Source organism: Lacihabitans lacunae (assembly GCF_042649125.1).
In the GTDB taxonomy this organism is placed as follows: domain Bacteria; phylum Bacteroidota; class Bacteroidia; order Cytophagales; family Spirosomataceae; genus Leadbetterella; species Leadbetterella lacunae.
The window spans coordinates 2,963,440-2,989,448 of the sequence record NZ_JBHRYQ010000001.1; the positions used below are offsets into that span (position 1 = coordinate 2,963,440).

At 36.1% G+C, this 26,009-nt stretch carries 29 protein-coding genes; 26 read left to right on the plus strand and 3 right to left on the minus strand.

The features are described 5' to 3' along the window. Positions 1–2: 2 nt before the first annotated feature. Positions 3–782 (plus strand): SDR family oxidoreductase, encoded by a 780-nt coding sequence (locus ACFOOI_RS12995; RefSeq protein WP_379838408.1) that lies wholly within the window; start codon positions 3–5, stop codon positions 780–782. On the opposite strand, the gene recF is transcribed toward ACFOOI_RS12995, so the two are convergent. Then, positions 783–1,856 carry a DNA replication/repair protein RecF gene (recF, locus tag ACFOOI_RS13000; RefSeq protein WP_379838409.1) on the minus strand — a complete coding sequence of 358 codons (1,074 nt, stop codon included), beginning with the start codon at positions 1,854–1,856 and terminating at the stop codon, positions 783–785. A 132-nt stretch (positions 1,857–1,988) separates the two neighbouring features. Here recF and ACFOOI_RS13005 point away from each other — a divergent pair, with 132 nt between their 5' ends. The 20 genes from ACFOOI_RS13005 to ACFOOI_RS13100 all read left to right on the plus strand — a co-directional run bounded on the left by ACFOOI_RS13005 (position 1,989) and on the right by ACFOOI_RS13100 (position 19,060). Beyond that, on the plus strand, positions 1,989–2,321 hold the full coding sequence (locus tag ACFOOI_RS13005) for a PadR family transcriptional regulator (RefSeq protein WP_379838410.1): 333 nt from the start codon (positions 1,989–1,991) through the stop codon (positions 2,319–2,321). Next, positions 2,318–3,085, plus strand: coding sequence for a hypothetical protein (locus tag ACFOOI_RS13010; protein WP_379838411.1), 768 nt, complete (start codon positions 2,318–2,320; stop codon positions 3,083–3,085). The genes ACFOOI_RS13005 and ACFOOI_RS13010 overlap by 4 nt, the downstream gene beginning before the upstream one ends. Positions 3,086–3,095: 10 nt before the next feature. After that, positions 3,096–3,818, plus strand: a complete 723-nt coding sequence (locus ACFOOI_RS13015) for a hypothetical protein (protein WP_379838412.1) — start codon at positions 3,096–3,098, stop codon at positions 3,816–3,818. Further along, positions 3,815–4,489: a hypothetical protein gene (locus ACFOOI_RS13020; RefSeq protein WP_379838413.1), complete on the plus strand. Its 675-nt coding sequence runs from the start codon at positions 3,815–3,817 to the stop codon at positions 4,487–4,489. The genes ACFOOI_RS13015 and ACFOOI_RS13020 overlap by 4 nt, the downstream gene beginning before the upstream one ends. Further along, positions 4,486–4,761, plus strand: coding sequence for a 4a-hydroxytetrahydrobiopterin dehydratase (locus ACFOOI_RS13025; RefSeq protein WP_379838414.1), 276 nt, complete (start codon positions 4,486–4,488; stop codon positions 4,759–4,761). Before ACFOOI_RS13020 ends, ACFOOI_RS13025 begins: the two co-directional genes overlap by 4 nt. Positions 4,762–4,820: 59 nt before the next feature. Continuing rightward, entirely contained in the window at positions 4,821–5,840 is a 1,020-nt protein-coding gene (pdhA, locus tag ACFOOI_RS13030; protein ID WP_379838415.1) for a pyruvate dehydrogenase (acetyl-transferring) E1 component subunit alpha, read from the plus strand. Between the two features lie 128 nt (positions 5,841–5,968). Continuing rightward, positions 5,969–6,664 (plus strand): tetratricopeptide repeat protein, encoded by a 696-nt coding sequence (locus ACFOOI_RS13035; RefSeq protein WP_379838416.1) that lies wholly within the window; start codon positions 5,969–5,971, stop codon positions 6,662–6,664. Between the two features lie 82 nt (positions 6,665–6,746). Further along, positions 6,747–7,226: a 6,7-dimethyl-8-ribityllumazine synthase gene (gene ribH / locus ACFOOI_RS13040; protein ID WP_379838417.1), complete on the plus strand. Its 480-nt coding sequence runs from the start codon at positions 6,747–6,749 to the stop codon at positions 7,224–7,226. 45 nt (positions 7,227–7,271) lie between these two features. Beyond that, a complete protein-coding gene (locus tag ACFOOI_RS13045) occupies positions 7,272–8,600 on the plus strand; it encodes an aspartate kinase (protein ID WP_379838418.1) in 1,329 nt (442 codons plus the stop codon). 1 nt (position 8,601) lies between these two features. Then, on the plus strand, positions 8,602–9,048 hold the full coding sequence (locus tag ACFOOI_RS13050) for a DUF1572 family protein (protein ID WP_379838419.1): 447 nt from the start codon (positions 8,602–8,604) through the stop codon (positions 9,046–9,048). Further along, a complete protein-coding gene (gene serS, locus ACFOOI_RS13055; protein WP_379838420.1) occupies positions 9,036–10,307 on the plus strand; it encodes a serine--tRNA ligase in 1,272 nt (423 codons plus the stop codon). The genes ACFOOI_RS13050 and serS overlap by 13 nt, the downstream gene beginning before the upstream one ends. A gap of 233 nt (positions 10,308–10,540) precedes the next feature. Continuing rightward, positions 10,541–11,320, plus strand: a complete 780-nt coding sequence (locus ACFOOI_RS13060) for a succinate dehydrogenase cytochrome b subunit (protein WP_379838421.1) — start codon at positions 10,541–10,543, stop codon at positions 11,318–11,320. A 26-nt stretch (positions 11,321–11,346) separates the two neighbouring features. Then, positions 11,347–13,341 (plus strand): fumarate reductase/succinate dehydrogenase flavoprotein subunit, encoded by a 1,995-nt coding sequence (locus ACFOOI_RS13065; RefSeq protein WP_379838422.1) that lies wholly within the window; start codon positions 11,347–11,349, stop codon positions 13,339–13,341. A 7-nt stretch (positions 13,342–13,348) separates the two neighbouring features. Next, a complete protein-coding gene (locus ACFOOI_RS13070; RefSeq protein ID WP_379838423.1) occupies positions 13,349–14,443 on the plus strand; it encodes an acyltransferase family protein in 1,095 nt (364 codons plus the stop codon). Then, positions 14,440–15,192: a succinate dehydrogenase/fumarate reductase iron-sulfur subunit gene (locus ACFOOI_RS13075; RefSeq protein ID WP_379838424.1), complete on the plus strand. Its 753-nt coding sequence runs from the start codon at positions 14,440–14,442 to the stop codon at positions 15,190–15,192. Before ACFOOI_RS13070 ends, ACFOOI_RS13075 begins: the two co-directional genes overlap by 4 nt. 557 nt (positions 15,193–15,749) lie before the next feature. Next, positions 15,750–17,081, plus strand: a complete 1,332-nt coding sequence (gene rseP, locus ACFOOI_RS13080) for an RIP metalloprotease RseP (protein ID WP_379838425.1) — start codon at positions 15,750–15,752, stop codon at positions 17,079–17,081. A 4-nt stretch (positions 17,082–17,085) separates the two neighbouring features. Further along, on the plus strand, positions 17,086–17,577 hold the full coding sequence (locus ACFOOI_RS13085; RefSeq protein WP_379838426.1) for a DUF6702 family protein: 492 nt from the start codon (positions 17,086–17,088) through the stop codon (positions 17,575–17,577). 90 nt (positions 17,578–17,667) lie between these two features. Continuing rightward, positions 17,668–18,141 carry a MarR family winged helix-turn-helix transcriptional regulator gene (locus ACFOOI_RS13090; protein WP_379838427.1) on the plus strand — a complete coding sequence of 158 codons (474 nt, stop codon included), beginning with the start codon at positions 17,668–17,670 and terminating at the stop codon, positions 18,139–18,141. A gap of 12 nt (positions 18,142–18,153) precedes the next feature. Next, positions 18,154–18,594, plus strand: a complete 441-nt coding sequence (locus ACFOOI_RS13095) for a hypothetical protein (protein ID WP_379838428.1) — start codon at positions 18,154–18,156, stop codon at positions 18,592–18,594. Positions 18,595–18,625: 31 nt separating this feature from the next. Continuing rightward, positions 18,626–19,060 (plus strand): NUDIX domain-containing protein, encoded by a 435-nt coding sequence (locus ACFOOI_RS13100; RefSeq protein ID WP_379838429.1) that lies wholly within the window; start codon positions 18,626–18,628, stop codon positions 19,058–19,060. A gap of 57 nt (positions 19,061–19,117) precedes the next feature. Here the strand turns inward: ACFOOI_RS13100 and ACFOOI_RS13105 are convergent, their stop codons facing one another. Next, entirely contained in the window at positions 19,118–20,116 is a 999-nt protein-coding gene (locus ACFOOI_RS13105; protein WP_379838430.1) for a hypothetical protein, read from the minus strand. A gap of 141 nt (positions 20,117–20,257) precedes the next feature. Next, positions 20,258–21,715, minus strand: a complete 1,458-nt coding sequence (pyk, locus tag ACFOOI_RS13110) for a pyruvate kinase (protein WP_379838431.1) — start codon at positions 21,713–21,715, stop codon at positions 20,258–20,260. 264 nt (positions 21,716–21,979) lie between these two features. On the opposite strand from pyk, the gene ACFOOI_RS13115 reads away from it, so the two are divergent. From ACFOOI_RS13115 to rpsB, 5 genes are all read left to right on the plus strand, one after another. Beyond that, complete coding sequence (locus ACFOOI_RS13115; RefSeq protein WP_379838432.1) at positions 21,980–23,140, plus strand: 2-isopropylmalate synthase; 1,161 nt, start codon at positions 21,980–21,982, stop codon at positions 23,138–23,140. A 31-nt stretch (positions 23,141–23,171) separates the two neighbouring features. Continuing rightward, positions 23,172–23,750, plus strand: coding sequence for an O-methyltransferase (locus tag ACFOOI_RS13120; RefSeq protein WP_379838433.1), 579 nt, complete (start codon positions 23,172–23,174; stop codon positions 23,748–23,750). Positions 23,751–24,058: 308 nt separating this feature from the next. Then, positions 24,059–24,505, plus strand: a complete 447-nt coding sequence (gene rplM, locus ACFOOI_RS13125) for a 50S ribosomal protein L13 (RefSeq protein ID WP_379838434.1) — start codon at positions 24,059–24,061, stop codon at positions 24,503–24,505. Between the two features lie 26 nt (positions 24,506–24,531). After that, positions 24,532–24,918, plus strand: coding sequence for a 30S ribosomal protein S9 (gene rpsI / locus ACFOOI_RS13130; protein ID WP_379838435.1), 387 nt, complete (start codon positions 24,532–24,534; stop codon positions 24,916–24,918). 175 nt (positions 24,919–25,093) lie between these two features. After that, positions 25,094–26,005, plus strand: coding sequence for a 30S ribosomal protein S2 (rpsB, locus tag ACFOOI_RS13135; RefSeq protein ID WP_379838436.1), 912 nt, complete (start codon positions 25,094–25,096; stop codon positions 26,003–26,005). The last annotated feature ends 4 nt before the right edge of the window (positions 26,006–26,009 follow it).

A 26,009-nucleotide genomic window follows, 5' to 3' on the forward strand; every position in this document is an offset into this window, starting at 1 on the left:
ACATGAATTTAAATCTAAACGAAAAAGTAATACTAGTAACTGGCGGAGCCAAAGGCATAGGCGAGGGCATCGTGAGTCAGTTGGCCCTTGAAGGAGCTTTTCCGGTAATTATCGGTAGAAACAAAGCAGACAATGAACTTGCATTCGAAAAACTGCAAGCAGCGGGAGGGTTTGGACTGACCGTAACGGCAGAACTTTCAGACCCAAAAGAATGCAAAAGAGCGGTTGACGAAGTCATGGCAAGGTTTGGCAGAATACACGGCTTAGTAAATAATGCCGGGGTAAATGATAGCGTAGGCCTAGAAAACGGCAACTACGAAGACTTCATGGCATCACTTCACAAAAACGTGGTTCACTATTATCTTTTAGCACAACATTGTTTGCCTGCACTTAAGGAGTCAAGAGGTTCTATTGTAAATATCACTTCAAAAACGGCAGAAACAGGTCAAGGCGGCACCTCAGGTTATGCCGCGGCAAATGGTGCAAGAAATGCTCTAACGAGAGAATGGGCGGTAGAACTAGCAAAATATAACATCCGTGTAAATGCTTTGGTGGTGGCTGAATGCTATACACCTCTGTATGACAAATGGATCAATACATTTCCAAACCCAGCAGAAAGACTTAAGGAGATTACGGATAAAATACCATTGGGAAACCGAATGACCACAGCCGAAGAAATCGCCAATATGGTGGTATTCTTGATTTCAAACCGGTCAAGCCATACCACTGGTCAGTTAATACATGTAGATGGTGGATACGTTCACCTCGACAGAGCCCTATAATTAAGCAATCACATGAAAGCGAACTTCTATCTCGGATAGAAGTTCCTTCGTGCGATTTTCTCTCGCATCAGTTAAAAAAACCTGTCCAAACGAATTATTATCAATCATTTCTACAAGTTTAGCGATTCGTTTCTCGTCTAACTTATCAAAAATATCATCTAACAAAAGTATCGGCTTAAAGCCTTTTTGGCTTTCTAAGATTTCAAACTGAGCCAAACGAATGGCCATAATAAAACTCTTCTTTTGACCCTGAGAGCCAAATTTCTTAACCGCCATTTGGTCCATAGTAAATTCATAGTCGTCTTTATGAATACCTTTAGTAGTTCTTTGAGCTGCCAAATCAGCCGCCAAACTAGCCTTAAATAAATTCTTAGTATTGGCAGAAGCCAAATCAGACTTATATCCAATATGCACCTCATCGTTTCCTTCTGACAGAAAAGCATAATATTTTTTAAAAATAAGCAGGAAATCTTCTACAAAAGTTTTTCGTTTTTGATAAATCTCCTCTCCTAAAATCAAAAGCTTCTCCGTATAAATATTCAGCAAATCCTCATCGAAATAATTATGCTCGCCAAATTGCCTTAAAAGGCTGTTTCGCTGATCTAAGGTCCGGTTATAAACCTGATACGTTTTCAAATAATCGCTATCAAGCTGAGCAATGATACCGTCAAAAAGCTTTCGCCTTGTATCGCTGCTGTCTCTTATGAGGTCGGTGTCATCAGGAGCAATTAACACCACCGGGTACTTTCCAATGTGATCCCCCATCCTTTCGTAAGGGCTTTTGTCTTGAAAAAACATCTTTTTACCGCCTCTCTGCATACTGCAGGTAATAAGTTCTGAATTTTCTTTACAAAAAACCCCCTCTATGTGCATGTAATCTTCTTCAAACTTAATGCTTAGCACGTCTTGGTTGTGAATGGAACTTTTGCTCAAAGACAAAAAATAAACGGCATCCATCAAATTGGTTTTACCGCTGCCATTCTTACCCACGATACAGTTCAATCCCTCTGAAAACTCAAAAAATGAATTCTCATAGTTTTTAAAATTAACCAGCTGAAGTTTTTGAAGAAACATATAACCACAAAGTTAAAACCCTATTCTAAAAAACCCCCTTGATTTCGGTTTATTATAATTTTAAAAAAACTATGCATAACATTTAGATGCATAAGAATCTTAAGTATATATTTGTGTAAAATAAAAACAAACATGAATCAGCATTTAAAAGGAAGTTTAAGTACCATAATTTTGAAACTCTTACATGACAACGGTCGCATGTACGGCTACGAAATTACTCAAAAAGTAAAAGAACTCACTCAAGACGATATTCAAATAACAGAAGGAGCACTATATCCGATTTTACATAAACTAGAAGCAGAAGAAGTATTAACTGCAGAGTCTGAAAAAGTAGATGGCCGTGTGAGGAAATACTATAAAATAACACCTAAAGGCAATGAAGTAGCTGTAAATAGAATAGCAGAACTAAAGGCTTTTGCAGAAAACCTAAACTTAATACTCAATCCAAAACTGAACTTATCATGAAACTCACAAACAAGCAAATTACCGAAATAGAAAACTACATATCAAGCTGGAACCTTGTATACAAAGAAGTCTACGACGAAATGTTAGACCATTACTGTTCGGAAATAGAAACACAAATGGAAAAGGGAATAGACTATTATTCCGCCTTTACTGATGCACATAGACAATTTGAAAATTTAGAGCAAAAGGTATCATATGGAGAGATAACTGAAGTATATGGACTGAAAGCTCTAGAAAGCTCGCAATATTCAGCCATTGATAAAAAAATTAAAAAAGAGTATTTTAAATTTAGTCTAAAACATCTACTCAGTTTCAGAATCGTATTTTGGATATTTTTTACAATATTTCAATACAAAGTTTTATATAGCCAATTTGAAGAATTATCGTTTAATGATTCTAAGATAAGTTTCTGGGGAGGTTTTTGTTTAGGTATTACTTATCCATTCCTTGCTGCTGTTTTAAGTAATTCCTCATTAGTTGACAACCTAAAAAACACAGGGATAAAACACATACTTAATCTGATTTACAAAAAAGACGCACGTTTCGAAATAAGAAAAATTGCAATTCTAAAGCTGTTAATATTCCCTTTAATAATCGTATTACTATTTTTCCAAAGCTATGCCTTATTCCAAATCCCTATCACAAAAACAAGTTTGACCCTATTCGGGACATTATTTACATATAGTTTATCTACTATTATTTCATATTTAATTCAAACCAAACTGTTCATAAAAGACATAAACATCTTAAAAGTTCAATTTTAAAGAATCCAAAATGAAGCTCAATACAGATCAAATAGAGGAAATAGAAAAATATATTCTTGATTGGGAAATTGAATACAAAGAGTTTTTTGATGAAATCCTAGATCATTTTATAACAAGTATCGAACAAAGGATGGATGATGGAGAAGAATTTTACAATGCTTTTCATTCGGTTGTTTATACATTTTCAGGAAAAGAATTCCAGAAAACAAAAATTGACACCTATTATGGACTAAAAGCTTTTGAAATGGAGCATTTAAATCTTTATGAGAAAGAATTAATGCGTGACTTAAAAAAAACAATACTAAAACAATTTACAACTTTCCGGATATTAATATGGGTACTTTTTTGTTTTAGCATTTTTACCTTTACCAAATATATAGAGCAATTTTGGTTGATGGTTTTAGCTATTTATTTTATTCAAACAATCGTTATCTTTTATCTTACAAAACCAAAATTTAGTTTAAAAAAACTTTTACCTTCTCAAAGCCAATCAATTGAATTTAAAAAGAAAAATTTGAAATCAACATTTAAAGTTGGAGCAATTAGTACTATTTTCATGGGAATAAGCCTTTTAACAATTAATATTTTTAATCTAACCAATGGCTATTCTGATAACTCAGAATCTAACTCAGTTTTTAAGAAAATAATGATCATATCATTTTTTATTTTTTCTATTAGCATTCTTGAGATTTTATTTAAAATTTTAAAAAAAGTAAAACTGTTTAAGCTGTGAAACTCAATACAGATCAAATAGAGGAAATAGAAGACTTTATAGATAGCAAAAATGTGGAATTTTACGATATTAAAGTAGAATTGGTAGATCACCTGGCATCTGCAATCGAAGAAGAACTAACGAAATATCCGAGCCTTACATTTAGTGATGTATTATTATCTAAATACAAAGAGTTCGGCCTTTTTGGCTTTTCTGATTTCGTAGAGCAGAGAACAAGTGCCGTATTTTCAGAAAGCAGAAAGAAATATTGGAAGCAATTTTTAAGATTTTTCAAGATTCCAAAACTTGTTTATACAGGTTTAATATACGTACTTTTTTATTTCATTTTTCAAACATTCTATATGATTCACCCTGTTGCAATTATAGGTTCCATCATTATACCGCTTGGATTATACTCATTTATCAAATACCTAAAAATGAAAAAAGAGTTAAAAGAAAAACTTCTACAAAAAAAATACTACCCCTTCTGGATTTCGATTTCAGGTTCATTTTTAAATCTTTTCAATTTTATAATGACCGAAGGAAACAAAAAAGCATTTTGGTATCAACCGTGGTTTCTTGCGGGTATTATTTCTATTTTCATCATTTGCATTTGGGCTGAATTAAACACTAACAAAACTATTCATCAAAAACTTCGTTTAGAATATCCAGAAGCATTTAAAACAATATGAAAATAACAGAAGAGCACTTAGCTGCACTAAATACCAACGATTGGCAAATTGAGGAAGGCTCACTGACTAAAACCTTCAAGTTCAAAAACTTCAAAGAAGTAGTAAAGTTTGCGAATGCGGTTTTTGAAATTGCCGAAAATCAGAATCATCATCCAGAAATGAAACTTAGCTATTCGCAGGTTATCCTACAGATAAGCAACCACGATGAGCAAAATATCAGCGAAAAATGTTATGATTTTTCCAAAGCTGTAGATTTTGTTGACATTTTATAATTGAAATAGTTTTTAATCCCTATTTTTGCAGACCAATAAAAATTCTAAGTTAAAACCTTATGGCAGCATCAAAAAAGAAAGAAGCAGCTAAGCTCACTTACACAAAAGACCAATACATCTATTGGTATGAGTCTATGCAGCTTCAACGTAAATTCGAAGAAAAGGCTGGACAATTATACGGACAGCAAAAAATACGTGGTTTCTGTCACTTGTACATTGGCCAAGAGGCGTGTTCATCTGGTGCAGTTTCTGCTTTAGAAAAAGGAGATAAATATATTACCGCGTATAGAGACCACGGTCATCCGTTGGCATTGGGTACTGACCCGAAGAAAATAATGGCGGAGCTTTATGGAAAAGCTACAGGTACCACAAAAGGAAAAGGTGGCTCTATGCACATCTTTGACAAAGAAGTTGGATTTATGGGCGGCCACGGTATAGTAGGTGCTCAAATACCAATGGGAGCGGGTATCGGTTTTGCTGAAAAGTATAACAACACCGGTAAACTTTGTATCTGTTATTTCGGTGATGGAGCTACTCGTCAAGGAGCATTACACGAGGCATTTAACATGGCCATGACCTGGAAAATACCTACCATATTCGTGGTGGAAAACAACGGTTATGCTATGGGTACATCAGTAGAAAGAACTTCAAACGTAAGAGAGCTTTACACATTAGCAGAAGCATATGATATGCCAGCTGAGCCAGTTGACGCCATGGACGTAGAGATAGTTCACGAAGCAGTAAGCAGAGCAGCAGACAGAGCTCGTAAAGGAGACGGCCCAACTTTCCTTGAGTTTAAAACTTATAGATTTAGAGGACACTCAATGTCTGATCCTCAGAAATACCGTACGAAAGAAGAAGTAGCGGAATGGAAAATGAGAGACCCAGTAGAGTTAATCAAAGACAGGATTCTATCAAACAAAATAGCTACTGAAGAGGAGCTAGCAGCAATTGACGCAAAAATTAAAATTCAAGTAGATGAATCTGTGAAATTTGCAGAAGAATCACCTTGGCCAGAACCAGAAGAAGCCTTCAAAGACATATATGTTCAAGAAGATTATCCTTTTGTAATGGAATAAAAAACTCAAAAAGACCTCAATCGAGGTCTTTTTTTTATTTATTATCGACTTTGGCACATTTTTTAATCAGTAAAGTGTAAATCATAAAAATCAATTTCATAAATTTGCACTCCAAAAATTTTGAATCAATGGCAAAAAAAGATAATTCAGGTATTGAAATCATAGAAAGTGCTGATGCTCTTAAAAAAGAATTTTTTAAAGCAGAAGGTTTTTTAGAAAAAAACAGTAAACTTCTTACTATAGTTGGCGGTGGTCTTTTGGCAATCGTAGCTTTATACTTTGGGTATAACTATTATACACAAACACAAGAAAAAGAAGCACAAACCGCACTATATGATGCAGTATTTTCTTTTGAAGCAGACTCATTAAATGCAGCTCTTAAAGGACAAGGTGGAAACGAAGGTTTACTTTCAGTAGCAGACAATTTCGGTTCTACAAAAGCAGGAAAACTTGCTAACTTATATGCAGGTATAGCATTAATGAACCAAAGCAAGTTTAAAGAGGCGATAGAAAGACTTGATAAATTTTCTTCATCTGACGAAGTGGTACAAGGTAAAGCATACGCATTAATTGGAGATTGCTACATGGAAACTAAAGCAACACAAGATGCCATCACGTATTACAAAAAAGCAGTAGACTTTAAACCTAATAAGTTTGCTACTCCTGGTTATATGATGAAATTAGCTACTGCTTACACAGAGGCTAAAGACAGCAAAGGTGCATTAGATGTTTATGCGTCTATCATTGAACAATATCCTGCTTCTCAAGAAGTAGTAATGGCTAAGAAATACAAATCCAGACTCGAAGCAGAAGCGGGCGAGTAACTGTGATTATTACTATAATCTAAGGGATAAGCCAATTCAGGTTTATCCCTTTTTTGTATCCAGATTTTAAATTATCAAGAATATGTCATCTGCTCATAAAAATTTAAGCATTTTTAAAACTGAAAACTTACCTGATATATCAGACAAAAAGTTTGTAATACTAGTAGCCGAATGGAATGAAGACATCACCGAGCCATTAGCTCAAGGAGCGATAGATACACTTTTGGCCTATGGGGCTAAAGAAGCTAATGTTTCGAAAATATATGTTCCGGGTAGCTATGAGTTGAGTTTTGGAGCACAAATTTATGCTCAAAAAGAAGAAGTTGCGGCTGTTATTGCCATAGGCTGTGTGATTCAGGGAGAAACTAAACACAATGATTACATAAATCATGCTGTAGCAGGTGGACTTACTGACGTATCGTTAAAATATAACAAGCCCGTTATTTTTGGGGTTTTGACACCCAACACGCACCAGCAGGCACTTGACAGAGCTGGCGGAATACACGGCAACAAAGGAGATGAGGCAGCCATTACGGCCATAAAAATGCTCGGATTAAAATAGAAAATATAACGTTTTTTCAATATAAATAAGGCAAAATAGTAAATTATGCAAGTTTGGAAGTTTGGGGGCACCTCAGTAGGAAAGCCCGAAAGGATGAAATCGATCAGAAACCTAGTAACCGAAAACCAAAATAAAAAAATAGTGGTTCTTTCGGCCCTATCGGGGACCACCAATGGTTTATTAGAAATAGGCGAAACCATTAAATCTAATAATGTTTTGCTTGCGGATGAAAAAATAGTTGCTTTAAAAAAACACTATCAAACCTTTATTGAAGAGCTTTTTGGTACGCCTGAAAGTTTAGCCAAAGGTCAAAAAATAATAGACAAAGAATTTAATTTCATTTCTTCTTTGGCGGGCATTAGCCCTTTTACCATAAAGCAAGACAAAGAATTGGTGGCACAAGGAGAAATCCTTTCTACGCAACTTTTTTCAGCTTATTTAGAAGAAGTAGGCGACTCAGTAGTGCTTATTCCTGCTTTGGCTTTTATGCGTATAGATGCAGACAATGAACCAGAGCTTAATGTAATAGAGGAAAAACTTACTGCATTATTAGATGCTCAAACTGACAAGCAGATTATAGTAACTCAAGGATTTATTTGTAGAAACCCAAGAGGCGAAGTAGATAACCTTAAAAGAGGAGGATCTGACTATACAGCTTCACTAATTGGAGGTGCTACTAGAGCCGAAGAAATTCAGATTTGGACAGATATAGACGGCATGCATAACAACGACCCTCGTATCGTAAAACGCACCTTTCCTGTCAGAGAGTTGAGTTTCGAAGAAGCGGCCGAACTTGCATATTTTGGAGCAAAAATACTCCACCCGAGCACTATTACCCCAGCTAAAATGAGAGGCGTGCCCGTACGTTTAAAAAACACCATGGAGCCAAAAGCACCGGGAACACTTATAACCGCAAACGTAACTCAAGTATCCGAATTTACTGCGATTGCTGCAAAGGACAATATAACGGCGATATATATTCATTCTACCAGAATGCTAAATGCTTACGGATTTTTACGTAAAGTGTTTGAGGTATTTGAAAAATATAAAACACCCGTAGACATGATTACCACTTCTGAAGTTTCGGTTGCAGTAACGATAGACAATCCTGAAAATTTAGACCAAATTACAGAAGAACTAAATCTGATTGCAGACTTAGAGCCTCATGATTACAACCAAAGTATCATTTGTGTGGTTGGAAATTTTTCAGCAGACAAATCTGGTATAGCAAAAACAGTGATTGATACTCTCTCTGACATACCCGTAAGAATGATTGCTTATGGTGCATCAGAGCACAATATGTCAATTTTGGTGGACACAAAATACAAAAACGCAGCCTTAGAGGCATTAAACGAAGGTTTATTCAAATTTTAATATGAAAAATTCCCTTTCAAAAGTTTTCGAAAAAGACCTGAACAGCCTTTACCAAGAAATAAACGCCTATCAAAATGAGGACGATTTATGGAAAATGGCAGAAGGAATAAGTAATTCGGCTGGAAACTTGTGTTTACATATACAGGGAAACCTATTAACCTACATTGGAGCCGAAATAGGACAATCGGGTTATGTAAGAAATAGGCCGCTTGAGTTTTCTGATAAGGTTTCGAAGGAAAATCTTTTGAAAGGCATTAAACATACAAAAGAAGTTGTGGTGAAAACCCTCCAAAACATGGACGAAGGCACGCTAAGTTCCATTTATCCAATTGCAGTTTTTGGAGATGAAAAAATGCAGACAAGTTACTTTTTAGTACACCTTGTAGGCCACCTCAACTATCATTTAGGACAAATTAACTACCATAGAAGGATATTATGTTACAGCTAAACTTCATAAAAGAAAATAAAGAGCTAACCGTAAAGGCATTACAAAAAAAGCACTTTAAAAATGCCGCGGAGGTGGTAGACCAAGTGCTGGAACTTGACCAAAACCGTAAAGACTGTCAGCAAAACCTAGACGATACCCTTGCCCAATCAAACCAACTAGCAAAACAAATTGGCGGTTTAATGAAAGAAGGCAAAAAAGAGGAAGCCGAAGCTTTAAAAGCTAAAACTGCATCTTTAAAGGTAGAGTCAAAAGAGTTGGAAGAAAACCTAAAAGAACTGGAAACAAAGCTTTTGGACCTTATGGTAACCATCCCTAACCTCCCGCATGAGTCAGTACCAGAAGGAAGAACACCCGAGGAAAACGTGACGATTTATAGCCAAGGAGAAATCCCGAAGCTATACGATAAGGCTCAACCACACTGGGAGCTAATCAAAAAGTATGACATCATAGATTTTGAGTTAGGAAACAAAGTAGCGGGTGCGGGTTTCCCTTTTTATAAGGGAAAAGGGGCTAAAATTCAAAGAGCTTTAATTAACTTTTTCTTGAATGAAGCTGAGGCCGCAGGTTATCAGGAAGTACAACCGCCAATCGTAATTAATGCAGCATCGGGTTTCGGAACAGGCCAATTACCTGACAAAGAAGGCCAAATGTATCACGCTACAGCTGATGATCTTTATTTGATTCCTACCGCAGAAGTACCTATCACTAACATGTACCGTGACGTGATTCTTTCAGAATCAGAATTGCCGGTAAAAAATGCAGCATACACACCTTGTTTCAGAAGAGAAGCAGGTAGCTGGGGTGCTCATGTAAGAGGACTTAATAGACTTCATCAGTTTGACAAAGTAGAGATTGTACAGGTTAGAAAACCCGAAGAGTCTTACCAAGCTTTAGACGAAATGGTGGAGCATGTAAAATCACTTTTGACCAAGCTAAACTTGCCTTTCAGAATTCTCAGACTTTGTGGCGGAGATATGGGTTTCACTTCAGCACTTACGTTTGATTTCGAGGTGTATTCGGCAGCACAAGAACGCTGGCTAGAAGTTAGCTCTGTTTCTAATTTTGAAACCTACCAAGCAAATAGGCTAAAACTAAGAACCAAAGTTGACGGGAAAACACAATTATTACATACTTTAAATGGCTCGGCATTGGCATTGCCAAGAATCCTAGCAGCCATTTTAGAAAATAATCAAACTGAAGAAGGAATTAATATTCCAGAGGTTTTACAAGGTTTTTGTGGCTTTAAGAGCATTTCTTAAGTAATAAATTTATATAAACCGGAAGTGAATACGCGATATTTTGGAAAATTAAAAAAATTAAACATTTTTATTAATCACTGAGTTGAAACTCCGAGATTAAAAATTTACCAAATTATTGTTTTTTATATTGATTCTAAAAAGATTGTAGAGTACTTTTGGAAGATAAATAGAAATTGGATTTTTCTAAGTATTCATTACCAATCAATTTTTAAAAATAATAATACCATTTTATTATGTCTTGGATAACCAAATCTTTATCAAGCTCAATCGGCAAAAAGCTTTTGATGGCTCTTACGGGCTTGTTTTTATGTACCTTTTTAGTGGTTCACCTAATTGGTAATTTACAGTTGTTTAAAAATGACGGAGGCTATGCATTTAATAATTATGCAGTCTTTATGACCACATTTCCATTAATTAAGATAGTTTCTTATGTAAACTATGGATTAATTCTGTTTCATGCGTTTTGGGGACTTTATTTAACTTTTCAAAACAAGAAAGCTAGACCAGTTGGCTACGCAGTTTCAAACAACAACTCAAGTGTTTTCAGTAGAAACATGGCTGTTTTAGGGACTATTCTATTGGTATATATCGTGGTTCACATGAGTGATTTTTGGTACAAATACCACAATGAAAACCTACCGTTTGTACAATACACCGAAAACCTAGCTACAGGCGAAGTACAAACCACGATGATGGAAGATGGATACACGCAATTGACAAAAAAAGTTGAAACATACAATGAAGCTGCAGGCACAAAAACAGTAATTGTAAAAGATCTATATACAGTTGTGGGTTACAGCTTCCAAAGTATACTATTGGTACTATTTTATGTTTTAGCTATGTTCTCAGTTTCATTCCACCTGTATCATGGCTTTCAAAGTGCATTCCAAACATTGGGAATTAACCACCCTAAATACACACCACTTATAAAAAATATCGGCATATGGATTTTTGCAATTCTAATACCTATTGGATACGCAGCTATGCCTATTTATTTCTATATTTTCAAATAATAAAACCTAGGTAAAATTATATCAAAATGGCAGAAGTAACATTTAAATTAGACGCTAAAGTACCTGAAGGGTCAATAGCTGAAAAATGGACAAAATATAAATCAAGCGTGCCTTTGGTAAACCCTGCCAATAAAAGGAGCTTAGAGATTATCGTAGTAGGTACTGGTCTTGCTGGTGCTTCAGCTGCGGCTACATTGGCAGAAATGGGATATAAAGTAAAAGCTTTTTGTTTCCAAGACTCGCCACGTAGAGCACACTCAATAGCTGCTCAAGGTGGTATCAATGCTGCAAAAAACTATCAAAATGATGGTGATTCAGTGTATAGATTATTTTATGATACTATTAAAGGTGGCGACTACAGATCTCGTGAAGGAAACGTACATAGGCTAGCCGAGGTATCGGTTAATATTATAGATCAATGTGTGGCTCAAGGTGTACCATTTGCACGTGACTACGGTGGCATGCTTAGAAACAGATCATTTGGTGGTACCCAAGTGCAAAGGACATTTTATGCCGCTGGTCAAACAGGTCAGCAGCTTTTATTGGGAGCTTATTCGGCTCTTGAACGTCAAGTAGGTAAAGGTGCAGTTCAGATGTACTCACGCCATGAAATGCTTGATGTAGTAAAAATAGATGGAAAAGCGAGAGGAATTATAGCAAGAAACTTGGTGACAGGTGAGCTAGAAAGACATTTCGGACACGCAGTATTGCTATGTACGGGTGGATACGGAAACGTATTTTATCTTTCTACTAATGCAATGGGATCAAACGTAACTGCTGCATGGAAAGCACACAAAAATGGAGCCTTCTTTGCAAACCCTTGTTTTACACAAATTCACCCTACATGTATTCCGGTTTCGGGAGACCACCAATCTAAACTGACACTTATGTCAGAGTCATTGAGAAATGACGGTAGAATATGGGTACCAAAACAAAAAGACGATAAAAGAGCAGCCAACGATATCCCTGAAGAGGATAGAGATTATTACTTAGAAAGAAGATATCCTGCCTTTGGAAACTTAGTACCTAGAGATATTGCATCAAGAGCTGCTAAAGAAAGGTGTGACGCAGGCTATGGTGTAGGAGCCACCAAAATGGCAGTTTACTTAGACTTCAAGTATAACCTTGTTAACAAATACGGTAAATCAGAAGCTGCAAAACTAGGTATAGAAAACCCTGACTACGATACCCTGGTAAGACTCGGAAAAGAAGTAGTTAAGGAAGAGTACGGTAACTTGTTTGACATGTACAAACAAATCACTGGAGAAGACCCATACGAAGTGCCAATGAAAATTTACCCTGCAGTGCACTACACAATGGGTGGCCTTTGGGTTGATTACAACCTAATGACCACAGTTCCTGGCCTCTATTCATTAGGAGAAGCAAACTTCTCTGACCACGGAGCAAACAGACTAGGAGCATCTGCTTTAATGCAAGGTCTTTCAGATGGATATTTTGTAATTCCTTACACTATTGGTGCATACCTTTCAGGCGAAATAAAAACAAAAGCAATGCCAACGGATCACCCTGCATTTGAAGAAGCAGAGAAAAACGTGAAGGCAAGGTTATCCCATTTATTAAACATAAAAGGTAAGCAATCGCCTGAGTCGTTTCACAAGAGATTAGGGAAAATCATGTGGGAAAAATGCGGAATGGCTAGAAATGAAAAAGGTTTAACCGAAGCAATATCAGAAATCCAAGCCTTGAAAAAAGAATTCTGGAGCGATGTTAGAGTTTTGGGAGATATGGATGGCTTTAACCCAGAATTAGACAAGGCAGGAAGAGTAGCCGACTTCATCGAGTTAGGAGAACTGATGTGTATCGATGCACTTAACAGAAATGAATCTTGTGGTGGTCACTTTAGAGAAGAATACCAAGAAAACGGTGGAGAAGCTCAACGCGACGACGAAAACTACATGTATGTAGCTGCTTGGGCTCACGAAGGTGATAGCAAGTGGGAGTTACACAAAGAAGAATTGCAATACGAGAATATTAAAATTGCACAGAGGAATTACAAATAACAAAAACATGTCCGCTCAGTCTCGGATTTTTGGTTTAGACCTTTTGCGTACGGTAGCGATCTTGCTAGTTTGTCTATTGCACGGAAGAGAGTTTCTAACACCATATTTCCCAAGTTTTCCAGACTTATGGTTTGTTGACGGAGTGGATTTGTTTTTTTGTCTAAGTGGATTTTTAATTGGAAGAATATTTATTAAAGAGTTTAGTAAAACTGGGAGTTTTGAAATAAACCAAATAGTAGCATTTTGGAAAAGGAGATGGTTTAGAACTTTACCTAATTTCTATTTAATTTTAGCTCTTAATTTAGTTTTTTATTTTGTTAGAAATAGGAATTTTAACATCGAAGGTTTGTGGAGATATCCGCTTTTTTTACAAAACTTTAATGTGGTTAGATGTTTTCATTTCTTTACTGAATCATGGAGTCTAGCAGTTGAAGAGTGGTTCTATTTAGGGTTTCCTATTTTTTGTGTATTGTTATCTTTTTTCATTAAAAGAAGTATTCAGAAAATAGTCTTAACAGGAACAGTTTTAATAATCTTTGGATCAATCATAGCGAGAAATCTAATCGGAAATCAATTTCCTAACTTAGATACCTTTACATGGATAAAAGAGTTTAGAGATGTAGTCATATTTAGAGTAGACTCTATAGTTTATGGTGTTTTGGGTGCTTATTTGTCTATTTATTATTCAAATATTTGGCTCAAATACAAAAACGGTCTAATTGTATTTGGAGTGATTGGGCTTGGATATCTATTTAAATTTTATCCAGTAGCTGAGTCCAATTTTTATAAAATGAATTATGATGTTTTGTGCAGTATATTTATTTTATCAACGCTACCATTTTTGTCGACTTGGAATATAGATGCAGAAAACATGGTTAATAAGATTGTTACATTTATAAGCAAAATTTCATATTCGATGTACTTAATAAATGCATCATTGGTTTTTAATTTTATTAATATTTACAATAGAGCAGAAAGCGGAAGGCAGGCAATTATAAATTATTTTATTTTTTGGATAGTTACAATATCCTTTTCTTTTTTAATTTACCAGTATTTTGAAAGACCTACTACGGCCTTGAGAGACAAAAAAGTAATACTATGAATATATCGTTAAAAGTATGGCGTCAAAAAAACAATAACGCCAAAGGGACTTTGGAAAATTATCAAGTTAAAGATGTGTCACCAGATATGTCTTTCCTAGAGATGTTTGACGTATTAAATGAAGAACTTATTACAGAAGGTCAAGAACCTATCGCTTTTGACCATGACTGTAGAGAAGGTATTTGTGGCATGTGCTCAATGCACATAAACGGTAAACCTCATGGACCTCTTGAAGGTGTAACAACGTGTCAACTTCACATGAGATCGTTTAAAGATGGAGACACTATCGTAGTAGAACCTTGGAGAGCTACCGCTTTTCCTGTTATAAAAGATTTAGTAGTAGACAGATCAGCTTTTGATAGAGTAATTGCATCAGGAGGGTTTGTTTCTGTCAACACAGGAAATGCCCAAGATGCAAACAATTTACCAATAGGAAAAGAAACTTCTGACCAAGCCTTTGCGGCAGCAGCTTGCATCGGTTGTGGTGCTTGTGTGGCTGCATGTAAAAATGCATCAGCAATGCTTTTTGTTTCAGCTAAAGTTTCACAATTATCATTACTTCCACAAGGCCAACCTGAACGTGAAAGTAGAGCCCTAAAAATGGTAGCCCAGATGGACGCGGAAGGTTTTGGTTCTTGTACCAACACGGGTGCTTGTGCAGCAGAATGCCCTAAAGGAATATCATTAGAAAACATTGCAAAACTTAACAGAGAGTTTTTATCAGCAAGTGCATCTAGTTCTGATTTTTAATAAAGACAAATACGTATTATAATTAAAAAGGCCGGAAAGTAATTTCTGGCCTTTTTTTGTTAAACTTTTTCAACAAATACGATTTTTTTATCCTATTCTCTTGGAAAATTAAAAATTGATTTAAATCAATTGATAAATCATTCAAAAAATTTGCAAATACAATTTAAAAAGCATTACATTTGTATAAAGTTGTGTGGATTTAGTAGCAAAACACCCGTATTGGTTTCCGAAACGGGTGTTTTTTTTTAATAGATTATCCAAAACATCCTTTTTTTATTTGCTTAGAATTCAAAAGTCTACTCTTTCCATTCTTAACTAAAATCTAAGTTTTTTCTCAATTCATTGTAATTAGGCATAGGCAGATTCTAAATCATTTGTGTAACTAAGAAAAACAAAATCAACTTTGAACCGCTTTTATTAATCTTTACCTCAAAAAATGATGGCTTTTGAAAAATTAATGTCGATTTTTGTGAAAATAGAAATTATTAAAATAAGAATATCGTTTGAGATATAAAGCGTAACAACGCACACAAATTAAGCGTAAGTAATTTAAGTATATGGAAGGATTAATTATGGCAGCCCAACTTTTGTTGGCTCTAACAATTTTAGTAGGTCTACACGAATTTGGACATTTTATCTTCGCTCGTATTTTCGGAATCAGAGTTAATAAATTTTATATTTTTTTTGATTTCCTTTTTCCCTTACCTAATGTATTAAACTTTGCTCTCTGGAAGAAGAAAAAAGGAGACACTGAATACGGCCTTGGCTGGTTTCCTTTAGGCGGCTATGTAGACATAGCTGGAATGATAGACGAAACAAAAGACGCATCTCAACTAGCTACCGAGCCCGAGCCTTGGGAATTTAGATCAAAGCCAGCATGGCAGCGACTAATGGTGATGTTAGGCGGAATTATCGTGAATATCATTTTAGGTGTTTTGATATATTCAGGTGTAAAATACTATTGGGGCGACGAGGACTTTACGAAACAAGAAGTTAACAAGAAAGGTATTTTCGCATATCCACTTGCCGAAAGTATCGGTTTAAAAACAGGCGATAAGGTTATCTCGATAAACGGCAAAGACTATAAAACCTTTAGCGACCTTAGGGCTTCAATCACTGGTGAAAACGTAACCTTTGAAATAAAAAGAGATAGTCAAAACTTAGAGATTGCAGTTCCGAACGAACTGATAAATAAAATTGCACAAAAAGCACCTTTCATAGAACCTATACTTCCGTTTTCTATACTGAAAGTAGCTAAAGGCATGCCAGCTGAAGAGGCAGGCCTTAGAGAAGGAGATAAAATCGTGAGTATTAACGGAAAACCTATCACTTTTTATCAAGAGATTCAGCCACTTATTAGAAAAGAAGCTAACAAGAAAATAGAACTTGGAATAGAAAGAAATGGCACAACCATGAAGATATTCCCTAAAGTTACTTCTGACTCTACTATTGGTTTTAACCCTAAAATTCTTTTGAATTCTACGAAAATGGAATATAGCCTTCCTGAAGCAATAAAAGTTGGCTCATCTGAGGCTTTGGCGGTAATACCACAGCAAATAAATGGTTTTTCTAGAATATTCAAAGGACACATATCAGCATCAAATGCCCTAAGTGGACCCGTAGGTTTATCGCAGATGTTTGGCGGATATTGGGACTGGGAAAGGTTTTGGAGACTTACAGGACTATTATCAATGGCACTGGCATTTATGAATGCCTTACCTATTCCCGCACTTGATGGTGGGCACGTATTGGTACTACTTTACGAAATGATCAGTGGACGCAAACCATCTGAAAAATTTATGGAGCGGACACAGCAAATAGGCACCTTTATCCTCCTTGGTCTAATGGCATATGTATTATTTAATGATACCATAAAACTACTTTTCTAAAAACATGTTAAAGGTTTGGGTTTTAAGTGCTATTCTTTTATTTGGAACCACCACCAAACACGATTATCATACCTCAATAACTGAAATACACTTTAATAAAGATACTAAGTCGTTGGAGTTATCGATCCGCTTATTTACAGACGATTTAGAGCAAGTTTTAACTGCACAAAACAAAGGCATAAAAGTAAAAATTGAAGACAACTCTAAAGCGGTTGACGCCTTATTAGAAAAATATATCATGAAAAATCTGGCTATAGTTTCACCTCAAAAGGAGGTGAAACTGGCCCGTTTTTATGGTAAAGAACAAGAATCTGATGGTACTTGGGTCTATTTTGAAATAGAAAACTGCGGCAGCATAAAAAACTACACCTTCTATAATGCCATCATGCAGGAAACTTTTGAAGACCAAACCAACATCGTAAATATCTTCTACCCTTCTCAGAAAAAAACAATGGTTTTTAATAATAAAACCTTGATTCAGAATTGGCCTTTTTAAATTGATTTTTAAGATAAAATAAATAGTATGCTTGCATACTATCTAAAAACTCTTAGTTTTGTAAAAGTGTTACTGACGTGAATCAAGAATATGAAGAAAGAAAAAACGATAGACTTCCATATAAAGTGGACTTGGCATGCCATCTCAAGAATGTATAATTTATACGCAGCCTCTGAGGAGATGACAATGTCTATAGGATATGTATTATTAAATATCGACACCGAAAACGGAACCCCAGCTACCAAAATTGGACCTTCTATAGGCATGGAGCCAAGAAGCTTAACTCGAATGCTAAAGTCTCTTGAGGAAAAAGGTTGGATCTATAGAGAAATAGATAGTAAAGACAAGCGATTCGTAAAGGTTTTCCTAACCGAATTAGGCAAAAAAAAGAGAAACTATGCGAGAGATGGTGTGATAAAATTTAACAACGGCATCCAAGAAAACATATCGAAAGAAAACCTAAAAGTTTTTTTTGAGGTAATCAGCCAAATAAACGAATTAGTGGAAAGTACTACAGCTACATCTAAAATAAATGCAGCGGAATTCTTAAATTTGGCAGAATAAATCAAAATAGCATTGACAAAAAATATACTTGTTTTAAGCCTAATCTTATTTAGCACATTAGTAACGACTGCACAAAGTGTAGTATACTACCCGTTCAATTCGGTTTTAGGCGTGAGTTCCAACCCAAATAAAAGACTTTGGTTAGACTTAAAATTCCAAACCAATTCATATTTTTCATCATTAAGCTCTGATATTTCTCCCGAAATAAACCTCAACAATAACCCAAAAGCTAAATTTTACACGGGTGGCGGAGTAAAACTAAATTACTTAAACCTTGCCCAACAAAACTCAGCTTTTGAAGGATACTTTTTAAACTTTGGCTTTAGATCAGCCCCTTTTGAAAAGTACAAAAAAATTCAGTTAGCTTTTGAAGTTTCGCCGTATGCAAGCAAAAAATTTGATATTGGAATCTTCAGAACCAACTTTGGAATAGGATACAATTTTTCGAAATAGTACAAACTATCACAACTAAACTAGTAACAAAATGAATATTAGACCGGCCATAATTATCATTGAAAACCAAAAGTTACTAACACTCAAATACTGTTACAGTAACCAAGATGTATTCTGTCTGCCAGGTGGCAATCTAGAATTTGGCGAAAACATGGCAGAGGCTCTCAAAAGAGAGCTAAAAGAAGAGCTAAATCTTGAGGTTTATACAAATGAACTACTACTTGTTGGTGAAATACACACCGAAGAAAAAACTACGCTTCATTGCGTTTTTAAAGGAGAAATAAAAGATGGAAAGCCAACTATAAACCCTAAGGAAACCACAGCAATAGCCGCGGAATGGATACCTTTAGCAGACTTAAAAAATATTAATCTCTATCCGAATATTTCAGAAGAAATATACAATATGTATATCAACGGTCAAAGACCAGAGCTATACAAAGGCCAAATCACCCAGGTATGGCACTAAAAAAAAGTGGCCTGAAACAAGCCACTTTTTCTGATTTTCAAAACTCTCATATAATCTTTAATTTCCTCTGGTTCTACTACTTCTATCCGAAGAAGAACTTCTATCGCTACGAGCTCCACTCTCTGATCTTGACGATGACCTTTCTGAAGTATTGGCCGAGCTCCTGCTATTTCGTGAATCGCCTCTTGCCTCTGTAGAAGGTCTAGAAGTTGCAGATCCCCTTTGCTCACTTCTTGAAGAACTTGAATTTCCGTATTCCGAACTTCTTTGATCACCTCTTGATGAGCTCGAAGGATTTGAATTTCCGTAAGTTCTTCCATTTGAACTTTCAGAACGACTATTTCCATACGATCTATTATTGCTATTAGCATCTCCCCTACCTGCACTTTGACCTCTAGACGGCTCTACACCTCTTGGAGTACCCGTGTTTCTACTTCTTTCATAGTTATTTCTATTGTCCAAACGGTTATTGTTATAACTTGGACGAGAAGAATACGTTCTGTTGTAAGCGTTGTTTGAGCGGTTGTTATTCCATACTCTGGCATAATAATGGTTGGTTGAGTAGTAATTTCTATGCCCATATCCTAACCTTATGCTTCCATACCCTCTTCTATCAAACCTGTAAAAATCATATCTATTTCCAAAATACCAAGGCAAGTAGCCATTAAAAGCCAAACCTCTTACACTGAAACCATAGTAGGTTCTGTCGCGGTCATAAAGCTCCAAACCTAACTTACGATTTAACCAAGTTACCTCATTCCAGATTTCATCTTGCTCATAAGCACTGTAATATCCATCTGCTTGGTATGCATATTCTTTACGCTCTATTCGCTCCAATTGGTCATACAATCTATTGGCTTCTCTTCTAGTAAGTAAACCTGAATTTATGCCATCAGAAATACGCACACGCACATCCCAACGCCAGTCAAAATCGTCTTGGTAATAATACCTTTCTTGAGGCGAGTCATCATATCCGTAAGTATCATACCTGTCATATTGGGCGTTAGCAATCGTGCCCAAGAAAACGAATCCGAATATTAACCATAGAGCTTTCATAATATTAATTGTTTTTTTGTTTTATACCTCTTAGATGCAAAAAGTAGCACAAAAGGTTGCTAACGAAATGTTAAGAAAAAAAAATCCCCAGAAATAGCTATTAAACTACCCTGGGGATTGCAATTACTTTAGAAAGGTCTATTATTTAACTACACTCAATCTAACGGTATTGGTTCTGTTATCTTTCATAATAGGCACACTTAAGGTATTTATAAACTTATCACCTTGATGCAGTTTACCATGCTCTACCAAATAGTTTTTCACAGATTCAACCACATCGCTTTCGTTAGAGATGGCCATACCTTCTAATGAAAATGCCTCTACACCCCAATATAGGCTAAGCTGAGACATTAGTTTTTCATTTGAGGTAAATACATAAATATTGGCTTTGGGTCTGTGGTGAGACAGACGAACAGCCGTGTAACCCGAAGAAGTAATACCGATTAAGGCACTAACATCAAGGTCACGAGCAAGTCTACAACCTACCATTATCACGTTATCGTTGTCTTTATCTTTAGAAACATACTCAGGCGTACTTACACGTGTATGATGACGGTAATATAAACGAGTAGGATCTCCGTATTTCTCTACATGAAGAATAGTCTTAGACATTGTTTCTACAGAAAGAATCGGATATTTACCTGAAGCACTTTCAGCTGAAAGCATAACGGCATCTGCACCGTCTAATACCGCATTGGCAACATCACCTACTTCTGCTCTTGTAGGAGTAGGGCTTTCTATCATACTTTCAAGCATTTGCGTAGCCACTATCACAGGTTTAGCCGCCAGATGACACTTATGGATTAACACTTTTTGAATAATAGGAACTTCTTCAGCTGGCATTTCAACACCAAGGTCTCCCCTAGCAACCATAACCGCATCAGTTGCTTCTATTATTTCGTCCATATTAGTAATAGCCTCAGGCTTTTCTAATTTTGCTATAACTTTCGCCATAGAACCCTTAGACTGAATATATTCCTTAATATCGATAATTTCTTTGGCAGTTCTTACGAAAGAAAGTGCAATCCAATCTACGTCATTGGCAAGACCAAAGTCTAAATCAGCCCAATCCTTATCGGTTACAGAAGGCTGAGAAATGTTTGTATTGGGAAGGTTAACACCTTTTTTCTGCTTCAATAAACCACCATAGACAACCTCAGTAATAACTTCTTGCTTTTCTTTATCTACAGCTACTACTTTTACTTCTAATTTACCATCATCCATCAAAATCCTGTCTCCTAACACTACATCTTGAAACATTCCTTTGTATGGCGTACTAGCTCTTTGAGCATTTCCAACTACGGTTTCATTAGTAAAAATAAAAGAGTTTCCTGCTACAAGCTCTACGCCTGCATTTCCACCTTCCATTTCTCCAACTCTGATTTTGGGGCCCTGAAGGTCTTGCAGAATAGCACATGTAAAACCATGCTCTTTATTTATCTTTCTAATTTTTTTGATTCTTTCTAGGTGGTCTTCATGTGTACCGTGTGAAAAATTCAATCTAAATACATTCACGCCTGCGTTTGCTAATGCAATCAAAGTCTCTTCACTTTCAGACGCAGGGCCAACAGTAGCTACAATTTTGGTTCTTTTGCTCATATAATAGGTATTTTCGTGAGGATGTCTATAAAAAGACAAGCCCTTTTATCAAATGTTTAAAATTCGATCAACAATGCCGCAAAATTAAAAATATAAGTTCAGACTAACAGAATAAAATTTCAGTTTGTTTCAATATACTTAGCATATTATTCCTTATTTGCCTTTTGAGGCACATCACAATTTTACTTGATATGAGTTTTACGTACTTTTGTAATCCAAAAAAAGCAAAACCGAGATATTTCTTATTAATTAAATACCTTACAGATGAGCGATAAAATCTATATTTTCGACACTACGCTAAGAGATGGCGAACAAGTACCTGGTTGTCAATTGAATTTAGAAGAAAAACTAATGATTGCAAGGCAACTGGACCTACTCGGTGTTGACATTATAGAAGCAGGTTTTCCGGTTTCAAGCCCCGGAGATTTCAAATCTGTAGAAGGAATATCTAAAGTTGTGGAAAACGCAACTGTATGTGGACTTACGAGAGCCGTAAAAAACGATATAGAAGTAGCTGCACAAGCACTTAAATTTGCAAGAAAACCAAGGATACATACAGGAATTGGCTCTTCAGACATACATATTCAGTATAAATTTAATAGTAACAGAGACGAAATTCTACAAAGAGGCGTAGAAGCAGTAAAATATGCTAAAACGTTTGTAGAAGATGTGGAGTTTTACGCAGAAGATGCTGGTAGAGCTGACTTGGAGTTTTTAGCGAGACTTACCGAAGCTGTCATTAAAGCAGGGGCTACGGTGGTGAACCTTCCTGATACGACGGGATATTTGATGCCTCACCAAATGTACGACAGAGTTCATTACTTAATGAACAATGTACCAAACGTAGATAAGGCTATTTTATCTATGCACAACCATAACGACCTTGGCATGGCTACGGCAAATACAATAGCTGGCATAAGAGCAGGTGCTAGACAAGTAGAAGTAACCATAAACGGCATAGGAGAGCGAGCAGGAAATACTTCATTAGAAGAAGTAGCCATGATTTTGAAAGTACACAAAGACTTAGGCTTATATTCAGATATAAAAACCGAAATGCTTAATCCATTGAGCAAGTTGGTTTCACAAACGATGCGTATGCCGGTACAGGCAAACAAAGCAGTGGTAGGCAGAAACGCATTTGCACACTCATCAGGTATACACCAAGACGGTTTCTTGAAACACCAAGAAAACTATGAGATCATGACCCCTCAAGAAGTAGGCATTGACAAATCTGACATTGTACTTACAGCTAGAAGTGGCAGACACGCACTCAAGCACAGACTAGAAATTTTAGGCTTCAAACTTGATAAAGCAAAACTAGACGAAGCGTATCACCAATTTTTAGAATTAGCGGATAGTATCAAAGAGGTAAATGACAAAGATTTAGTGCCTTTAATGAAGCAATTAGCCGAGGTAGAAGCTTAATATATTACCCCTCTTTATTAAAAACAAAAAAATGCACTTAATTCAGGAGCACGGAATTCCTACGTCTTATTTAGAGATAAAAAATGAAACAGAGAAATTAGGATTCAATATGCCTTCTGAAATATTAGTCTGTGCACTACTAAAAACCCTGGCTGCCACAAAACCAAACTGTAAGTTTTTAGAATTGGGTACTGGAACGGGATTATCTACCGCTTGGATACTAGAAGGTCTACAAGGAAATTCTAAGTTAACCTCTATTGACAATGACCCAGAATTACTTGAAATTGCAAAAAAACACTTGACTTCAAACCCACGGCTAAGATTAATATGTGCAGATGCGGAAGAATGGATAGATGAAAACAAGGAACAGAAGTATGATTTCATATTTGCGGACACCTGGCATGGCAAGTATTTTTCGCTAGAAGAAACGCTACAAATGTTAAAACCAGGAGCCATATATTTTATAGATGATATGCTTCCACAAGAAAATTGGCCAGAAGGACATGAAACAAAGGCAAATGAATTAATAAAAAACCTAAATGACCGTCAAGATTTAGTAATATCTAACCTTGGGTGGGCAAGCGGCGTGCTAATCGCAACCAAAATTTAAGAAGGCACTAATTTTTAGCCATTAAACATTAACTATCAGTTAAATAAAAATTCATTTCGGATTAATTATTTGTTTGATAAAATTATATTCCTATCTTTGCAGCCCCAAATACCGCATGGCATGTGCTGCCCGCACACTGCTTGCAATGCAAATTATAAGTAAAATAGAGTTTCCGGTCTGTTTTATTGAGCTTAAAATTAGCTTCTTATAATTAAAAACCGATTTTAAAATGAGACATTGTCTAGTGGGAAAGGCCCTTATTTTAAATTCTAAAATTGATTTTTAAACGTAATAAAAAATTTGTACTCGTGGATCAATTAAGTTACAGAACAATTTCGGCTAATCGCCAAACTGTAGAAAAACAATGGGTTGTGATAGACGCCGCAGACCAAATATTAGGTCGTCTTTCAAGTCAAATAGTTAATATTTTGAGAGGTAAAAATAAAACAAACTTTACTCCAAATGTTGATTGTGGTGACAATGTAATTGTTATCAATGCTGAGAAAGTAAAATTGACTGGCAAGAAAATGACTGAGAAAGTCTATACGCGTCATACAGGACACCCTGGTGGTCAGCGTTTCGCTACGCCAAGAGAGCTTATGGCAAAAGATGGCAGGAAAGTTGTTGAAATGGCGATAAAAGGTATGTTACCTAAGAATCGTTTAGGAAGTAAGTTATATACTAACCTATTCGTATACGAAGGACCAGAGCATCCTCACCAGGCCCAACAGCCAACTACAATCGAATTTAATTAATTTGAACGCAAAAATTTAAAGATAACATGCAGGTAATCAACACCGTAGGTAGAAGAAAAACAGCTGTTGCCCGTATATATATGCAGTCAGGCCAAGGCCAAGTGACTGTTAACGGACGTGACATTAAAGTCTACTTTCCAACTGATGTTTTACAAATTATATTAAACCAACCATTTGGCGTTGTAGATGCTAATGGAAAATTTGACGTAAAAGTAAACGTTAGAGGTGGAGGAATTGCAGGTCAAGCAGAAGCAGTGAGAATGGCAATCGCTAGAGCTCTTTGTGAAGTTGATACTGAAAACAGACCTCCTCTTAAGAAAGAAGGATTCCTTACTCGTGACTCTCGTATGGTTGAGCGTAAAAAATACGGTCGTCGTAAAGCACGTAAGAAATTCCAGTTCTCTAAACGTTAATAGTTATAGTTTGTTAATTTGGTTCTTTGCCGAAAGTTCTGATTCATTTAGATACTCAAAAACAAAATCCCAAATTAACAAATTTACATATTATTCTCGTCCAGGCAGTACTTATCGTGCCCGATGTGCTGTGCTGCAAACTCAATTATTTTTTTAAAACATTAAAACAAAAAAAATGGCACAAATTCAGTACAAAGACCTATTAGATGCAGGTGTGCATTTTGGTCACCTTACACGTAAGTGGGATCCAAGAATGGCCCCTTACATCTTCATGGAGAAAAACGGAATCCACATTATTGACCTTAACCAGTCATTAAATGCCGTTGCTCAAGCTCAAGCATTTGTAAAATCTATCGCCCGTTCTGGCCGTAAGATAATGTTTGTTGCTACAAAAAAACAAGCTCAAGAAATCGTATCAGAAGAAGCAACACGTCTTAAAATGCCTTTCGTAACTGAAAGATGGTTAGGCGGTATGCTTACTAACTTCTCTACGATCAAGAAGTCGTTGAAGAAAATGAATAGCATTGATAAAATGTTAGGTGATGAAGCTACTGCAGCCAATATCGCAAAACGTGAGAAGTTAATGTTAGGTCGTGAGAAAGAGAAATTGGAGCGTTTGTTAGGCGGTGTAGCTGACCTTTCGAGACTACCTGCAGCTTTGTTTGTGGTAGATATCAAAAGAGAGCACCTTGCTATATCTGAAGCAAAGCGTTTGGGTATTCCGGTTATCGCAATGTGTGATACTAACTCAAATCCAGAAATCGTTGATTTCCCGATCCCTTCAAATGACGATGCATATAAATCTATTTCATTGATCACTCTTGCTATTGGTAAAGCGATAGAAGACGGAATTATGGATAGAAAAAATGATAAAGAAACTGCTGCTCTTCAAGAAGAAGAAGATGCTAAGAAAGCTGTTGATTCTGCTAGAGAAGTAGTAAACAGAGCTGACGAAGGTACTTCTGAAGACGGTGGAAAAAGAAAGCGTGTTAAATTAGCTGAGGCTCCTGCAACTGAAGAAGTTGCTCCAGTAGCTGAAGTTGCTGCTCCTGCAGCTGATGCTTCTACTGAAGAAAAAGAGGCTTAATACT

Excerpts from the sequence above, each read along its gene's own strand:
- ACFOOI_RS12995 (WP_379838408.1), top strand. The coding sequence starts at position 3 with ATGAATTTAAATCTAAACGAAAAAGTAATACTAGTAACTGGCGGAGCC.
- recF (WP_379838409.1), bottom strand. The coding sequence starts at position 1,856 with ATGTTTCTTCAAAAACTTCAGCTGGTTAATTTTAAAAACTATGAGAAT.
- ACFOOI_RS13005 (WP_379838410.1), top strand. The coding sequence starts at position 1,989 with ATGAATCAGCATTTAAAAGGAAGTTTAAGTACCATAATTTTGAAACTC.
- ACFOOI_RS13010 (WP_379838411.1), top strand. The coding sequence starts at position 2,318 with ATGAAACTCACAAACAAGCAAATTACCGAAATAGAAAACTACATATCA.
- ACFOOI_RS13015 (WP_379838412.1), top strand. The coding sequence starts at position 3,096 with ATGAAGCTCAATACAGATCAAATAGAGGAAATAGAAAAATATATTCTT.
- ACFOOI_RS13025 (WP_379838414.1), top strand. The coding sequence starts at position 4,486 with ATGAAAATAACAGAAGAGCACTTAGCTGCACTAAATACCAACGATTGG.
- pdhA (WP_379838415.1), top strand. The coding sequence starts at position 4,821 with ATGGCAGCATCAAAAAAGAAAGAAGCAGCTAAGCTCACTTACACAAAA.
- ACFOOI_RS13035 (WP_379838416.1), top strand. The coding sequence starts at position 5,969 with ATGGCAAAAAAAGATAATTCAGGTATTGAAATCATAGAAAGTGCTGAT.
- ribH (WP_379838417.1), top strand. The coding sequence starts at position 6,747 with ATGTCATCTGCTCATAAAAATTTAAGCATTTTTAAAACTGAAAACTTA.
- ACFOOI_RS13045 (WP_379838418.1), top strand. The coding sequence starts at position 7,272 with ATGCAAGTTTGGAAGTTTGGGGGCACCTCAGTAGGAAAGCCCGAAAGG.
- ACFOOI_RS13050 (WP_379838419.1), top strand. The coding sequence starts at position 8,602 with ATGAAAAATTCCCTTTCAAAAGTTTTCGAAAAAGACCTGAACAGCCTT.
- serS (WP_379838420.1), top strand. The coding sequence starts at position 9,036 with ATGTTACAGCTAAACTTCATAAAAGAAAATAAAGAGCTAACCGTAAAG.
- ACFOOI_RS13060 (WP_379838421.1), top strand. The coding sequence starts at position 10,541 with ATGTCTTGGATAACCAAATCTTTATCAAGCTCAATCGGCAAAAAGCTT.
- ACFOOI_RS13065 (WP_379838422.1), top strand. The coding sequence starts at position 11,347 with ATGGCAGAAGTAACATTTAAATTAGACGCTAAAGTACCTGAAGGGTCA.
- ACFOOI_RS13070 (WP_379838423.1), top strand. The coding sequence starts at position 13,349 with ATGTCCGCTCAGTCTCGGATTTTTGGTTTAGACCTTTTGCGTACGGTA.
- ACFOOI_RS13075 (WP_379838424.1), top strand. The coding sequence starts at position 14,440 with ATGAATATATCGTTAAAAGTATGGCGTCAAAAAAACAATAACGCCAAA.
- rseP (WP_379838425.1), top strand. The coding sequence starts at position 15,750 with ATGGAAGGATTAATTATGGCAGCCCAACTTTTGTTGGCTCTAACAATT.
- ACFOOI_RS13085 (WP_379838426.1), top strand. The coding sequence starts at position 17,086 with ATGTTAAAGGTTTGGGTTTTAAGTGCTATTCTTTTATTTGGAACCACC.
- ACFOOI_RS13090 (WP_379838427.1), top strand. The coding sequence starts at position 17,668 with ATGAAGAAAGAAAAAACGATAGACTTCCATATAAAGTGGACTTGGCAT.
- ACFOOI_RS13100 (WP_379838429.1), top strand. The coding sequence starts at position 18,626 with ATGAATATTAGACCGGCCATAATTATCATTGAAAACCAAAAGTTACTA.
- ACFOOI_RS13105 (WP_379838430.1), bottom strand. The coding sequence starts at position 20,116 with ATGAAAGCTCTATGGTTAATATTCGGATTCGTTTTCTTGGGCACGATT.
- pyk (WP_379838431.1), bottom strand. The coding sequence starts at position 21,715 with ATGAGCAAAAGAACCAAAATTGTAGCTACTGTTGGCCCTGCGTCTGAA.
- ACFOOI_RS13115 (WP_379838432.1), top strand. The coding sequence starts at position 21,980 with ATGAGCGATAAAATCTATATTTTCGACACTACGCTAAGAGATGGCGAA.
- ACFOOI_RS13120 (WP_379838433.1), top strand. The coding sequence starts at position 23,172 with ATGCACTTAATTCAGGAGCACGGAATTCCTACGTCTTATTTAGAGATA.
- rpsI (WP_379838435.1), top strand. The coding sequence starts at position 24,532 with ATGCAGGTAATCAACACCGTAGGTAGAAGAAAAACAGCTGTTGCCCGT.
- rpsB (WP_379838436.1), top strand. The coding sequence starts at position 25,094 with ATGGCACAAATTCAGTACAAAGACCTATTAGATGCAGGTGTGCATTTT.